General features: G+C 65.0%; 11 protein-coding genes. 7 read left to right on the forward strand and 4 right to left on the reverse strand.

The genetic code is table 11. The features are described from left to right. Nucleotides 1–14: 14 nt before the first annotated feature. From K8M09_RS18440 to mepA, 4 genes are all read right to left on the reverse strand, one after another. Entirely contained in the window at nucleotides 15–1,808 is a 1,794-nt protein-coding gene (locus K8M09_RS18440; protein ID WP_160786770.1) for an ABC transporter ATP-binding protein, read from the reverse strand. 120 nt (nucleotides 1,809–1,928) lie between these two features. Beyond that, nucleotides 1,929–2,954, reverse strand: coding sequence for a glucokinase (locus K8M09_RS18445; RefSeq protein WP_160786769.1), 1,026 nt, complete (start codon nucleotides 2,952–2,954; stop codon nucleotides 1,929–1,931). 50 nt (nucleotides 2,955–3,004) lie between these two features. Further along, nucleotides 3,005–3,385 carry a methylglyoxal synthase gene (locus K8M09_RS18450; RefSeq protein WP_160786768.1) on the reverse strand — a complete coding sequence of 127 codons (381 nt, stop codon included), beginning with the start codon at nucleotides 3,383–3,385 and terminating at the stop codon, nucleotides 3,005–3,007. A gap of 86 nt (nucleotides 3,386–3,471) precedes the next feature. Beyond that, nucleotides 3,472–4,542 carry a penicillin-insensitive murein endopeptidase gene (mepA, locus tag K8M09_RS18455; RefSeq protein ID WP_160786767.1) on the reverse strand — a complete coding sequence of 357 codons (1,071 nt, stop codon included), beginning with the start codon at nucleotides 4,540–4,542 and terminating at the stop codon, nucleotides 3,472–3,474. Between the two features lie 180 nt (nucleotides 4,543–4,722). Between mepA and K8M09_RS18460 the strand changes: the two genes are divergently transcribed. The 7 genes from K8M09_RS18460 to K8M09_RS18490 all read left to right on the forward strand — a co-directional run bounded on the left by K8M09_RS18460 (nucleotide 4,723) and on the right by K8M09_RS18490 (nucleotide 13,303). Beyond that, nucleotides 4,723–6,573, forward strand: coding sequence for an extracellular solute-binding protein (locus K8M09_RS18460; protein WP_160786766.1), 1,851 nt, complete (start codon nucleotides 4,723–4,725; stop codon nucleotides 6,571–6,573). A 138-nt stretch (nucleotides 6,574–6,711) separates the two neighbouring features. After that, complete coding sequence (locus K8M09_RS18465; RefSeq protein ID WP_160786765.1) at nucleotides 6,712–7,788, forward strand: microcin C ABC transporter permease YejB; 1,077 nt, start codon at nucleotides 6,712–6,714, stop codon at nucleotides 7,786–7,788. Then, nucleotides 7,788–8,927, forward strand: coding sequence for an ABC transporter permease (locus tag K8M09_RS18470; RefSeq protein WP_160786764.1), 1,140 nt, complete (start codon nucleotides 7,788–7,790; stop codon nucleotides 8,925–8,927). Before K8M09_RS18465 ends, K8M09_RS18470 begins: the two co-directional genes overlap by 1 nt. Further along, on the forward strand, nucleotides 8,924–10,558 hold the full coding sequence (locus tag K8M09_RS18475) for an ABC transporter ATP-binding protein (RefSeq protein WP_160786763.1): 1,635 nt from the start codon (nucleotides 8,924–8,926) through the stop codon (nucleotides 10,556–10,558). The genes K8M09_RS18470 and K8M09_RS18475 overlap by 4 nt, the downstream gene beginning before the upstream one ends. An 8-nt stretch (nucleotides 10,559–10,566) precedes the next feature. Further along, nucleotides 10,567–11,526 carry a 2-hydroxyacid dehydrogenase gene (locus K8M09_RS18480; RefSeq protein WP_160786762.1) on the forward strand — a complete coding sequence of 320 codons (960 nt, stop codon included), beginning with the start codon at nucleotides 10,567–10,569 and terminating at the stop codon, nucleotides 11,524–11,526. Between the two features lie 3 nt (nucleotides 11,527–11,529). Beyond that, nucleotides 11,530–12,003 (forward strand): Cys-tRNA(Pro) deacylase, encoded by a 474-nt coding sequence (gene ybaK, locus K8M09_RS18485; protein WP_160786761.1) that lies wholly within the window; start codon nucleotides 11,530–11,532, stop codon nucleotides 12,001–12,003. Between the two features lie 61 nt (nucleotides 12,004–12,064). Continuing rightward, a complete protein-coding gene (locus tag K8M09_RS18490) occupies nucleotides 12,065–13,303 on the forward strand; it encodes an aminopeptidase (protein WP_160786760.1) in 1,239 nt (412 codons plus the stop codon). Nucleotides 13,304–13,306 lie beyond the last annotated feature (3 nt).

The raw sequence follows: 13,306 nt of genomic DNA on the forward strand, positions 1-13,306 counted from the left end.
GTCCTGTCCCGTAATTACGTGCCCGTATTGCCGACGGGTGCTTGAAGGTTGTTGAGGCGAGCGTAAAGGCCGTTTTCGCGGGCCGCAAGCGCCGCATGCGTGCCCTCCTCGGCGACCATGCCGTCCTGCATCACGATGATCTTGTCGGCGCGCACGACGGTCGACAGGCGATGGGCGATGACGACGACGGTGCGCCCGCTCATCGCCTCGTCCAGCGCCTTCTGCACGGCCTGTTCCGACTCGGTGTCGAGCGCGGAGGTCGCCTCGTCGAGCAGGAGGATCGGCGCATTGCGCACCAGGGCGCGGGCAATCGACAGCCGCTGGCGCTGGCCGCCCGAAAGCGTCACGCCGTTTTCGCCGACGGGCGTGTCGTAGCCGAGCGGCTGGGCGAGGATGAAGTCGTGTGCATAGGCGTGGCGCGCCGCTTCCTCGATTTCAGTGTCCGTCGCGTCCGGCCGGCCGTAGCGGATATTGTCGCGGATCGTGCCCTCGAAGAGATAGGGCTGCTGGGAAACGTAGGCGATGCCGTTGCGGAGCGACTGCTTGGTCACATGGGCGATGTCCTGCCCGTCGATCAGGATCGCGCCTTCCGCCGGATCGTAGAAGCGCGGGATGAGGCTGATCACGGTGGATTTGCCCGCGCCGGACGGGCCGACAAGCGCCGTCGTCCTGCCGCCCTCGGCGGTGAAGGAGACGCCCTTGAGGATGGTCTCGCTCTCCGAATAGCCGAAGCGCACATTGTCGAAGCGGATCGTCGCATCGGTAATGGTGAGCGGTTTGGCGTCGGCAAGGTCGGCCTGGCGCGGCTTGAGGTCGAGGATCTCGTAGATCATGCGCGCATTGACGGCGGCGCGCTCCAGCGAGACCTGCAGGCGGGCGAGGCGGCGGGCCGGATCGTAGGCCATCAGCAGCGCGGCGACGAAGGCGAAGAAGGCGCCCGGCATCACGCCGGCATAGATCGAGCGATAGGCGGCATAGGCGAGAACGCCGGAAATGGCGAAGCCCGCGAAGGTCTCGGTCATCGGCGCCGTGCGCTCGGTCAGCCGCGCGATGCGGTTGGAGCGGCTTTCGGCCTCGCCGATGATGGCTTCCACCTTGGTCTTCAGCTCGGTCTCCATGGTGAAGGCCTTGACGATGGTGATGCCCTGGATCGTCTCCTGCATGGCGCCGAGAACGTGGCTGTTCAGCTCCACTGCCTCGCGCGTCGCGTTGCGCAGGCGCTTGGAAACGTAGCGCAGGCCCAGCAGCAGCGGCGGCGCGACGACGAAGACGAGCAGCGTCAGCAACCAGTCCTTGGAGATCATCACGCCGATCAGCGCGACGAGGGTCAGCACGTCGCGGGCAAGGGACGTCACCGTCATGTTCAGCACGTCGCGGATGCCGGTGACGTTCTGGCTGATCTGGGCGGCGAGATAGGCCGAGCGCGATTCGTTGTAGTAGCTGACGCTGAGCGCCATCAGGTGCGAATAGAGCCGGCGCTGGTAGCGCGCCACGATGTTGTTGCCGATCTTGGAGAGGATGACGGCTTCGTAATAGGTTGCGATGCCGCGCAGCACGAAGGCGGCGAAGATCGCGCCGCAGATGATCATGACGAGGTCGGCGCGTTTGTTGGCGAAGGCCTCGTTGACCACCGATTCCATGATCCAGGCGGTAAAGGCGGTCGTCAGCGCCACGACCACGAGGCAGCCGATGGCCATGGCGTAGCCGCGCACATGCTCGCGGCCGTTTTCGGCGATGACACGCTTGAGCACGGTGGCGACGGTGTCGGCGCTGACGGAATGGCGCTCGTTGCGACTCTTATCGGCCAATGGCTTGACTTCCCTGCACGATCTCGACGGCGGCCGGCGCAAACCGGCCCGTTGGCCGCTCTATAGGGGGTCGGTCCGCCTTTGGCGAGTCCGCGCGGCGGCGAAGCGTCACCGAGGCCGTCACCTTTTCCAGTGGCGTCCCTCGGTTGCAACACCGAAGCGGTCCGGCATGCGGGCGAAGGCGGCAAGGCCGGCAAGCGCGGCGACGGGGTGAGTGACGACATAGGTCGGGATGGAGGCGAGGAGCGCGCTGTGCGGGGCCTTGTCCTCGAAGGCCGCGCGGAATTCCGGCCCGCGCAGCGCCGGAAGGATTTTCTGCGAGATGCCGCCGGCCAGGAACACGCCGCCCTTGGCCATGAAGATCATCGCCATGTCGCCGGCGACGCGGCCGAGATAGGTCGAGAACAGCGAGACGGTCTCGATGGCCATGCGGTCGTCCTGCGCCAGCGCCTTGGCGGTCACGTCGGCGGGCGTTGCAAGCGTCGCGTCGACGCCGTCGGCGGCGGCGATGGCGTGGTAGATGTTCATGATGCCGCGCCCGCACAGAAGCTGCTCGGCGGAGATGCGGCCCTCGATGGGTTCGAGGAACGGCCAGATCTGGTAGTCGCGCTCGCTGCGCGGGCCGACATCGACATGTCCGCCTTCGCCGGGAACAGGAATCCAGCTATGGCGCGCATGGACGAGGCCGGCCACGCCGAGGCCGGTGCCGGGGCCGAGCACGGCGCGCGAGGCCGAATGACGCTCGATGCCGGGGCCGATCTTCTCGCGGTCATCGTCGCCGAGCGAGGCGACGGCGAGCGCCTGCGCCTCGAAATCGTTGACCAGCACCACATCCTCGAAGCCGAGATTGGCGATCATGTCGCGCGGGCGCACCACCCAGGGGCAATTGGTCAGCGGCACCTCGTCGCCCTCGATGGGGCCGGCGAGCGCCAGAATCGCCGAGCGCGGCTGCACCGAGGTCGTGTCGAGAATGCAGCGCTGCAGCGCGTCGTCGATATTCGGGAAATCGGCCGTCTGGACGATGGGGAACTGCTTTGGCTCGGCGAAGGCGTCGATCAGCAGCGCGAAGCGCGCATTGGTGCCGCCGATATCGCCGACGAGGATGGGGAAGGGGAGGTTCGTGTCGTTGTCGCCCGGCCGTGCCATCAAGCTGTCCCGTTCTCTATGTGTGGTGGTCTGCTTCCGCTAGGTTGCCGTCAATCGGCCGCGAAGTCGAGGAGCTGTTCGGCCGTCGCCCGGTTCAGCGCCATCGGAATGTCGTAGACGATGGCAAGCCGCATCAACGCCTTCACGTCCACGTCATGCGGCATGGGGGTGAGCGGGTCGACGAAGAAGATGAGGAGATCGACCTCGCCGGTCGCGATGAGCGCGCCGATCTGCTGGTCGCCGCCGAGCGGGCCGCTCTTCAGGCGCGTCACGTCGAGGCCGGGGCAGGCCTCCAGCACGCGGCCGCCGGTCGTGCCGGTCGCCACGATCTTCGCCTGGGACAGCACCTTTTCGTGCTGCGCGGCAAAGGCCGCCATGTCGTCCTTCTTCTCGTCATGCGCGATGAGCGCAATGCATTTCCGGCGCGACATGGGCGTTCCTCGACGGGGAATTTAAATCGATTTGAACGCCTTATACAAAAGCGGCGGGACCTTGGAAAGCCCCGCCGCCGGATCGGTTACTGGAAGGGGCGCGGAATGGGGATCGGCACGATGGCCGGCAGCGCCGTGTCGGCGGCGATCACCGATTCGATGCTGGCGCCGCCCGCATCCGCCCCGCCGTTCGAAAAGGCGAGCGCGGTCGAGGTGCCGCCATTGCCCTGATAGGTCACTTCCATCTCGGAAGAGGGCGAGGCGCTGGCGAGAACCGTGCCGCAGGCTTTCGGCAGGTCCGACATCTTCACGTACCAGGGTTTTAGGGGCTTGGCGTCCTTCTTCGGCTTGGGCTTTTCCCAGGGCTCCTTGGTGAACCACCAGGCGAGCGATTTATCGCAGCCGTCGCCGGCCGGCACCCGCGCCTGCGGCTTGCAGCCCGCCGCGCCTTCCGGGCACTTGATGCGGATATGGAAGTGCTCGTCATGGCCGTAGATCGGCCGCACCTTGCCGAGCAGCGAGCGGTCGCCCTGCCAGGTTTCGCAGAGCTTCTTCTTGATCGCCGGATTGACGAAGACGCGGTCCACCTGCGGATAGCTCGCCGCCTTCATGACGAGGCGGGCATGAGTGGCGGTCCAGCGGCGCGAATCGACCGTCAGGAACTTGCTCTTGTCGAGCATGGAGGTGAAGGGCAGCTTTTCCCGCTCCTCGGCGGACATGCGATGGTCCGGCATGGGCGTGAACCAGATATCGGCGTCGAGGCCCACCTGATGGGAGGCATGGCCCGAGAGCATCGGCCCGCCGCGCGGCTGCGAGATATCCCCGAGCAGGAGGCCCGGCCAGCCGAGCTGCCGTGCATCCTGCGAGAATTGCTCCAGCAGCGCGATCATGTTGGGGTGGCCCCAGCGCCGGTTGCGCGACAGGCGCATCGCCTGCCAGGCCGGGCCGTCCGTCGGGATCGCCACCGCACCGGCAATGCAGCCCTTGGCGTAGGAGCCATAGGGATTGGTCGCCATCTTCGCCGGCAGGCGCTTGGAACCGAAGAGTTCCTTGGCCGGCCGCTCCTCGGCCGCGAGCGGCGTGGCGAGCGCGGTCAGCGCAAGGCCGGCGGCGAGGAGGCAGGTGGTCAGGCGGGAAAGCATGGAATGGGCTGGCATTATCCGGTCTCGAAGTCGCAATGGTTGCGAAAGGTTAAAGGATCATCCTTTCGCTAAAGTGAATCTCCGGCCGCAATAGGCGTGGCAAAAACCGCCGCTTTCATGGCGGGCCTGTCATTTGCCCGGATTTTGCCTATTCTCTCGCCCATGCTTCGGCAGAGGATATGAAAGGGAATCGGAATGCAGGCAGCCTTCGGGAAAATGGTGTTCACCACGGCGCTGGCCCTGTCGCTGGCGCTTGCGGCCGGTGCGAAGGCGCAGGAAACCAGCGAGCCGGTCTGGCGCAGCGGCCTTTCCACCATCGGCGAATTGAAGCACCCGGACGGCTTTGCCCATTTCGACTACGTCAATCCCGACGCGCCCAAGGGCGGCGAGCTGAAGCTTTCCGAAACCGGCACCTACGATACGTTCAACCCGATCCTTTCCAAGGGCGAGGCGGCGTCGGGCGTTGCGTCCCTCGTCTTCGACACGCTGCTGAAATCCGCCGAGGACGAGATCACCACCGCCTATGGCCTGCTGGCCGAGGGCGTCTCCTATCCCGACGACATTTCCTCCGCGACCTTCCGTCTTCGGGCGCAAGCCAAATGGGCGGATGGCCAGCCGGTCACGCCCGAGGACGTGATCTTCTCCTTCGAGAAATCGAAGGAGCACAATCCGCTGCACGCCAATTACTACAAACACGTCGTCTCGGCGGAAAAGACCGGCGAGCGCGACGTCACCTTCCATTTCGACGAGAAGAACAACCACGAGCTTCCCAACATCCTCGGCCAGTTCCAGATCGTGCCCAAGCACTGGTGGGAGGGCACGGACGCCAAGGGCAACAAGCGTGACATAGGCCGCACGACGCTGGAGCCGGTCATGGGATCCGGCCCCTACAAGATCGCCGACTTCCAGCCGGGTGGCTCCATCCGCTTCGAGCGGCGCGACGACTATTGGGGCAAGGACCTCAACGTGAATGTCGGCCAGAACAATTTCGACGCGATCACCTACACGTTCTTCGGCGACCGCAACGTGGAATTCGAGGCCTTCCGCGCCGCCAATGTCGATTTCTACCGCGACAACAGTTCCAGCCATTGGGTGACGGCCTATGACTTCCCGGCCGCCAAGGACGGCCGCATCATTCGCGAGGAAATCGAAAATCCGCTGCGCGCCACCGGCATCATGCAGGCCTTCGTGCCGAACATGCGCCGGGAGAAATTCAAGGACCAGCGGGTGCGCGAGGCGCTGAACTACGCCTACGATTTCGAGAGCCTGAACCGCAACCTCTCCTATGGCCGGCTCAACCGCATCGACAGCTATTTCTGGGGCACCGAGCTTGCCTCTTCCGGCCTGCCGGAAGGCCGCGAGAAGGAAATCCTGGAGGAGCTGAAGGACAAGGTTCCGCCCGAAGTCTTCACCATGCCCTATACCAACCCCGTTTCTGGCGATCCGAAGAAGACGCGCGAGAACCTTCGCAAGGCCATGACGCTCTTCAAGGAGGCGGGCTACGAGCTGAAGAACCGCAAGCTGGTGAACGTGAAGACCGGCGAGCCCTTCGGCATCGAGATCCTGCTCTCCAACCCGGCGCAGGAGCGTACCGTCCTGCCCTATGTGAAGAGCCTCACCGATATCGGTATCGACGCGCGCATCCGCACGGTCGACAGCTCGCAATATACCAACCGCGTGCGCAGCTTCGACTACGACATGCTCTACGGCATCTGGGCGCAAAGCCTGGTTCCGGGCAACGAGCAGGTCGATTACTGGGGCTCCTCCTCGGTCGACCAGCAGGGGTCGCGCAACTATGCCGGCATCGCCGATCCCGCCGTCGACGAGCTGATCCGCCGGATCATCTTCGCGCCCGACCGCGCCGAGCTGGTGGCGACCGTCAAGGCGCTGGACCGCGTCCTCCTCGCCCATCATTACGTGGTGCCGATGTTCTATTCCAAGTCGGTGCAGACCGCCTATTGGAACCACCTCGCCCATCCGCAGGAGCTGCCCTATTACGGCCTCGGCTTCCCGGAGGTCTGGTGGTCGAAGAACGCAGCCAAATGAGCCGGGGCTTGCGCCTGCGGTCCGGCTGGGTTCCATATAGCGATGACGAATCACCGCCCTTGCGGGCGGCGGAAGAACGGAAGGATCGGGCTTGAACGGCTGGACATCGACGCGGCGCATTCGGTCGGGTGACCGCTGATGGGCGCCTATATCCTGCGCCGCATCCTGCTGATGATCCCGACGATCTTCGGCATCATGGCGATTTCCTTCGCAATCGTGCAGTTCGCGCCCGGCGGCCCGGTCGAGCAGGTCATTTCCGACCTGACGAGCCAGGGCGGCGGCGATCGCCTGTCCGGCGGCGGCGACATGCTGCAGGAGGTCGGGCAGGACAGCGCCTATCGCGGCGCGCGCGGTCTCGATCCCGAATTCATCGCCAAGCTGGAAAAGCAGTTCGGCTTCGACAAGCCGCCGCTCGAGCGCTTCTTCTCCATGATGTGGGACTATATGCGCTTCGATTTCGGCGAGAGCTTCTTCCGCAACACGGCGGTGGTCGATCTCATCGCGCAGAAGATGCCGGTCTCCATCTCGCTCGGCGTGTGGATCCTGATCTTCTCCTACGCCATCTCCATTCCGCTCGGCATCAAGAAGGCCGTGAAGGACGGCTCGGCCTTCGACGTCTGGACCTCCGGCATCATCATCGTCGGCTATGCGGTGCCGAGCTTCCTCTTCGGCATCCTGCTCATCGTGCTCTTCGCCGGCGGCTCTTTCCTCGACTGGTTCCCGCTGCGCGGCATCGTCTCGGATAATTTCGACAGCCTCGCCTGGTGGCAAAAACCGCTCGATTACATGTGGCACATGACGCTGCCGCTGATCACGCTTCTGCTCTCCGCCTTCGCCACGACGACGCTGCTGACGAAGAATTCCTTCATCGACGAGATCAAGAAGCAATATGTCACGACCGCCCGCGCCAAGGGCCTGACCGAGGGACAGGTGCTCTACGGCCACGTCTTCCGCAACGCCATGCTGATCATCATCGCCGGCTTCCCCGGCGCCTTCATCTCGGCCTTCTTCACGGGTTCGCTGCTCATCGAATATATCTTCTCGCTCGATGGCCTCGGCCGCCTCGGCTACGATTCCATCGTCCGGCGCGACTATCCCATCGTCTTCGCCACGCTCTTCATCTTCTCGCTGATGGGCCTCGTCGTCTCCCTCGTCTCCGACCTCATCTATACCTGGGTCGATCCGCGCATCGATTTCGAGCGGAGGGACGTCTGATGGCTGCCGTCACCGACACGATCCCCGTCGCCCCGCCGAGAAAGGGCCTGCTCTCGCCGACCAACAAAAGGCGCTGGGAGAACTTCAAGGCGAACCGGCGCGGCTACTGGTCGCTCTGGATCTTCCTCGTCATCTTCGTGCTCAGCCTCTTCGCCGAATTCATCGCCAACGATCGGCCGATCCTCGCCTCCTACAGGGGCGAGCTGCTGTTCCCGGTCGTCATCGATTACCCGGAGGAAAAGTTCGGCGGCTTCCTCGCCGAGACGGATTACCGCTCCGATTTCATCACCGAGGAGATCGAGGCGAACGGCTGGATGATCTGGCCGCCGATCCGCTATTCCTACAGCTCGACCAATTCCAACATCCCGCATTCCGCGCCGACCGCACCGTTCTGGCTGATGTCGAAGGAAGAGCGCTGCGCCGGCTATCCGGCCGGGGCGGCGGACCCGAACTGCAATCTCAGCAACCTCAACTGGCTCGGCACGGACGACCAGGCGCGCGACGTGCTTGCCCGCGTCATCTACGGCTTCCGCATCTCCGTGCTCTTCGGTCTCGCGCTGACGATCTGCTCGGCCGTGGTCGGCGTCACGGCCGGCGCGGTGCAGGGCTATTTCGGCGGCTGGACGGACCTTCTGATGCAGCGCTTCATCGAGATATGGTCCTCGATGCCGGTGCTCTACATCCTGCTCATCATCGCCGCCATTCTGCCGCCCGGCTTCTGGATCCTGCTCGGCATCATGCTGCTCTTCTCCTGGGTCGGCTTCGTCGGCGTGGTGCGCGCCGAGTTCCTGCGTGCCCGCAATTTCGAATATGTCCGGGCCGCCCGGGCGCTGGGCGTCGGCAATGCGACGATCATGTACCGGCACCTCCTGCCCAATGCGATGGTCGCGACGCTCACCTTCCTGCCCTTCATCCTCTCCGGCTCGATCACCACGCTCACCTCGCTCGACTTCCTCGGCTTCGGCATGCCGCCCGGCTCGCCGTCGCTGGGCGAGCTGATCGCGCAGGGCAAGGAGAACCTTCAGGCGCCGTGGCTCGGCCTCACCGCCTTCGTCGTCATGTCCGTCATGCTGTCGCTGCTGATCTTCGTCGGCGAAGCGACGCGCGACGCCTTCGATCCGAGGAAGACCTTCCGGTGAGCGCTCCCGAAACCATCCTTTGCGTCCGCGACCTGTCGGTGGCCTTCCATCAGGGCGGCAACACGTCGCTGGCCGTCGACCGCGTCTCCTTCGAAATCCATCGCGGCGAGGTCGTCGCCCTCGTCGGCGAATCCGGCTCGGGCAAGTCGGTGACGGCCAACTCGATCCTGAAGCTGCTGCCCTATCCCGCCGCCAGCCACCCCTCCGGCGAGATCGCCTTCAAGGGTAAGGACCTCCTGAAGGCTTCGGATGCGGACCTGCGCGACGTGCGCGGCAATGACATCACCATGATCTTCCAGGAGCCGATGACCTCGCTCAATCCGCTGCATTCCATCGAGCGGCAGATCGGCGAGATCCTCAAACTCCATCAGGATATCGAAGGCCCCGCCGCGCGCGCGAAAATCCTCGAACTGCTCAATCAGGTCGGCATCCGCGAGCCGGAAAAACGCCTTGCCGCCTATCCGCATGAGCTTTCCGGCGGCCAGCGCCAGCGCGTGATGATCGCGATGGCGCTCGCCAACCGCCCGGAACTGCTGATCGCCGACGAGCCGACCACCGCGCTCGATGTCACCGTGCAGGCGCAGATTCTCGAACTCCTGAAAAACCTCAAGGAAGAGCACGGCATGTCCATGCTCTTCATCACCCACGACCTCGGCATCGTGCGCAAATTCGCCGACCGGGTCTGCGTGATGACCAAGGGCAAGATCGTCGAGACCGGCCCGGTCGAGGACATCTTCTCCAATCCGCAGCACGCCTATACCCGCCATCTTCTCGCCGCCGAGCCGCGGGGCGAGCCGCGCCCGGCCGACGACAGCCAGCCCGTCGTCGTGGAGGCGGAGGACGTCAAGGTCTGGTTCCCGATCAAGGCCGGCTTCATGCGCCGCGTGGTGGATCATGTGAAGGCCGTCGACGGCATCGACCTGACATTGCGCGCCGGCCACACGCTCGGCGTGGTCGGCGAATCCGGCTCCGGCAAGACGACGCTCGGCCTTGCGCTGACGCGGCTCATCGCGTCCAGGGGCCGCATCGCCTTCGTGGGGCAGGATATCGCCGGGCGCACCTTCGCCGAGATGCGGCCGCTGCGCCGGCGCATGCAGATCGTCTTCCAGGATCCCTTCGGCTCGCTCTCGCCACGCATGTCGGTCGCCGATATCGTCGCCGAGGGCCTGAAGGTCCACGAACCCTCGCTCTCCGAGGCCGAGCGCGACCATCGCGTGGCGTCCGCGCTGGAGGAAACCGGCCTCGATCCCGCCACCCGCTGGCGCTACCCGCATGAATTTTCCGGCGGCCAGCGCCAGCGCATCGCCATTGCCCGCGCCATGGTGCTGAAGCCCGAATTCGTCATGCTGGACGAGCCGACCTCCGCGCTCGACATGAGTGTGCAGGCGCAGGTGGTCGAGCTTCTGCGCGACCTTCAGGCCAAGCACAATCTCGCCTATCTCTTCATCAGCCACGACCTCAAGGTCGTGCGCGCGCTCGCCAACGACATCATCGTTATGCGCGGCGGGCGCGTGGTGGAAAAGGGCAGGGCGAAGGATATCATCGAGCGACCGGGCGAGGCCTATACCAGGGCCCTCATGGCCGCCGCCTTCAACCTCGAAGCCGTCCGCAGCGAGACGATAAGCCAGTAGGAAACAGCATGTCGACGAAAAGCCCCGTCATCATCGATCTGAAATTCGATCAGGAGCAGGTCGCCGCCGCGCTCAAGGGCGCTTTCCCGGATCGCGAGGTGATCAACCTGCTGCATCCGGGAAACCGCAGCCGTGACCTTGCGGGCATCGACTACGCCGTTGTCTGGAAGCCGGGCGCGGACCTCTTTTCCCGGGCGAAGGACCTCAAGGTCGTCTTCTCCGGCGGCGCGGGCGTGGATCATGTCCTCACGCTGCCCGGCCTGCCGGATGTGCCGCTCGTCCGCTTCGTCGACGAGACGCTGACGACGCGCATGAGCGAATGGGTCGTCATGCAATGCCTCATGCACCTTCGCCAGCACCGGGCCTACGAGGCGCAGCGCCAGAAGCGCGTCTGGCGCGAGCTGGCGCAGCCCGAGGCGAAGGAGATCACCGTCGGCATCATGGGCTTCGGCGTGCTGGGGCAGGATTCGGCGCGGAAGCTGAAGACGCTCGGCTTCAACGTCATCGGCTGGTCGAAGAGCGGCCGCACGGTCGAGGGCTTCGAGACCTATGACGAAAAGGGCCTCGACGCCTTCCTCGGCAGGAGCGATTTCCTCGTCGGCCTGCTGCCGCTGACGCCGGATACGCGGAACATCTACAATACCGGCCTCTTCACCCGCCTCAGCCGCAAAGGCCCGTTCGGCGCGCCGGTCTTCATCAATGCCGGCCGCGGCGGCAGCCAGGTCGAGGCCGATATCGTCGCCTCCGTCAACGACGGCACGCTTTACGGCGCCTCTCTCGATGTCTTCCAGCAGGAGCCGCTGCCGCTCGAAAGCCCCTTCTGGTCGATGGACCGGGTCTTCATGACGCCCCATGCTTCCGCCGCCTCCGACGTCGCCGCCCTCTTCCGCCATGTCGCCCAGCAGATCGAGCGGCTGGAAAGTGGCAAGCCGCTGGAATATCTGGTGGATCGCGGCGCGGGCTACTGAGCCATGTCAAAGACCACCCGCGCGACACAAGCCCTTGCGAAGGCCGGCGTCGCCTTCACCGTTCATACCTACGACTACGACCCGACCGCCGACCGCGTCGGCATCCAGGCCGCCGAGGCGCTGGGCGAAGACCCGTCGCGCGTCCTGAAGACGCTGATGGCGGAGGTGGACGGCAAGCCGGTCTGCGTCATCGTGCCGTCGGATCGCGAGGTCAGCATGAAGAAGCTGGCGAGCGCCTTCAAAGGCAAGTCCGCCAACATGATGAAGCCGGTCGATGCCGAGCGGCTGACCGGCTTCGTCGTCGGCGGCATCAGCCCCTTCGGCCAGAAGAAGCAGGTGCCGACCGCCATCGAGGAGGCGGCGCTGGCGCATGAGGCCGTCTACATGAACGGCGGCCAGCGCGGCCTTCAGGTGCGCCTTGCCCCGCGCGACGTGGTGGCGGCGCTGAAGGCGATTGCCGCGCCCGTTATCGCCTGACCTTCTCATTGCCGCTTCGGCGCACTACCTTTCCCGCATCTATTCCAGAAAGCAGGCTGTCATGACCAATCCTTCCGTCGATCCGCAAAAGCTCGAAAAACTCGCAGAAGTCGCCGTGCGCGTCGGCCTCCAGCTTCAAAAGGGGCAGGACCTCGTGATGACCGCGCCCATCGCCGCGCTGCCGCTCGTCCGCCTCATCACCAAGCACGCCTACATGGCCGGCGCGGGCCTCGTCAGCACCTTCTATGCCGACGAGGAGGCGACGCTCGCCCGCTACCGCCATGCGCCGGACGAAAGCTTCGACCGCGCGACGGACTGGCTCTACGAGGGCATGGCCAAGGCCTATGCCAATGGCGCGGCGCGCCTTGCCATTGCCGGCGACAATCCGATGCTGCTCTCCGGTGAGGACCCGGCAAAGGTCGCCCGCGCCAACAAGGCCAATTCCACCGCCTACAAGCCGGCGCTGGAAAAGATCGCCAATTTCGACATCAACTGGAACATCGTCTCCTACCCGAACCCGTCCTGGGCCAGACAGGTCTTCCCGAACGACCCGGAAAACGTCGCGGTCGAAAAGCTCGCCAACGCCATCTTCGCCGCCTCGCGCGTCGACGTCGCCGATCCGGTCGCCGCCTGGGCGGCGCACAATGCCAACCTTGCCAAGCGCTCGGCCTGGCTGAACGGCGAGCGTTTTTCCGCCCTGCATTTCAAGGGCCCGGGCACGGACCTGACGGTCGGCCTTGCCGATGGCCACGAATGGCACGGCGGGGCCTCCACGGCGAAGAACGGCATTACCTGCAATCCCAACATCCCGACGGAAGAGGTCTTCACCACGCCGCATGCTCTGCGTGTCGAGGGCCATGTCTCCTCCACCAAGCCGCTCTCCCATCAGGGCACGCTGATCGACGATATCCAGGTGCGCTTCGAGGGCGGCCGGATCGTCGAGGCGAAGGCGTCGAAGGGAGAGGCGGTGCTGAACAAGGTGCTGGATACGGACGAGGGCGCGCGCCGTCTCGGCGAAGTGGCGCTGGTGCCGCATTCCTCGCCGATCTCGGCCAGCGGCATCCTCTTCTACAACACGCTGTTCGACGAGAACGCCTCCTGCCACATCGCGCTCGGCCAGTGCTATTCCAAGTGCTTCCTCGACGGTGCGAACCTTTCGCCGGAGCAGATCCGCGCGCAGGGCGGCAATGAAAGCCTTATCCATATCGACTGGATGATCGGCTCCGACAAGGTGGATATCGACGGCATCCGCGCCGATGGCAGCCGCCTGGCCGTCATGCGCGCCGGCGAGTGGGCCTGAGCC

The sequence above is a fragment of the Shinella zoogloeoides genome (assembly GCF_020883495.1).
GTDB lineage: Bacteria > Pseudomonadota > Alphaproteobacteria > Rhizobiales > Rhizobiaceae > Shinella > Shinella zoogloeoides.

Excerpts from the sequence above, each read along its gene's own strand:
- K8M09_RS18490 (WP_160786760.1), top strand. The coding sequence starts at position 12,065 with ATGACCAATCCTTCCGTCGATCCGCAAAAGCTCGAAAAACTCGCAGAA.
- K8M09_RS18480 (WP_160786762.1), top strand. The coding sequence starts at position 10,567 with ATGTCGACGAAAAGCCCCGTCATCATCGATCTGAAATTCGATCAGGAG.
- mepA (WP_160786767.1), bottom strand. The coding sequence starts at position 4,542 with ATGCCAGCCCATTCCATGCTTTCCCGCCTGACCACCTGCCTCCTCGCC.
- K8M09_RS18470 (WP_160786764.1), top strand. The coding sequence starts at position 7,788 with ATGGCTGCCGTCACCGACACGATCCCCGTCGCCCCGCCGAGAAAGGGC.
- K8M09_RS18450 (WP_160786768.1), bottom strand. The coding sequence starts at position 3,385 with ATGTCGCGCCGGAAATGCATTGCGCTCATCGCGCATGACGAGAAGAAG.
- K8M09_RS18460 (WP_160786766.1), top strand. The coding sequence starts at position 4,723 with ATGCAGGCAGCCTTCGGGAAAATGGTGTTCACCACGGCGCTGGCCCTG.
- K8M09_RS18465 (WP_160786765.1), top strand. The coding sequence starts at position 6,712 with ATGGGCGCCTATATCCTGCGCCGCATCCTGCTGATGATCCCGACGATC.
- K8M09_RS18445 (WP_160786769.1), bottom strand. The coding sequence starts at position 2,954 with ATGGCACGGCCGGGCGACAACGACACGAACCTCCCCTTCCCCATCCTC.
- ybaK (WP_160786761.1), top strand. The coding sequence starts at position 11,530 with ATGTCAAAGACCACCCGCGCGACACAAGCCCTTGCGAAGGCCGGCGTC.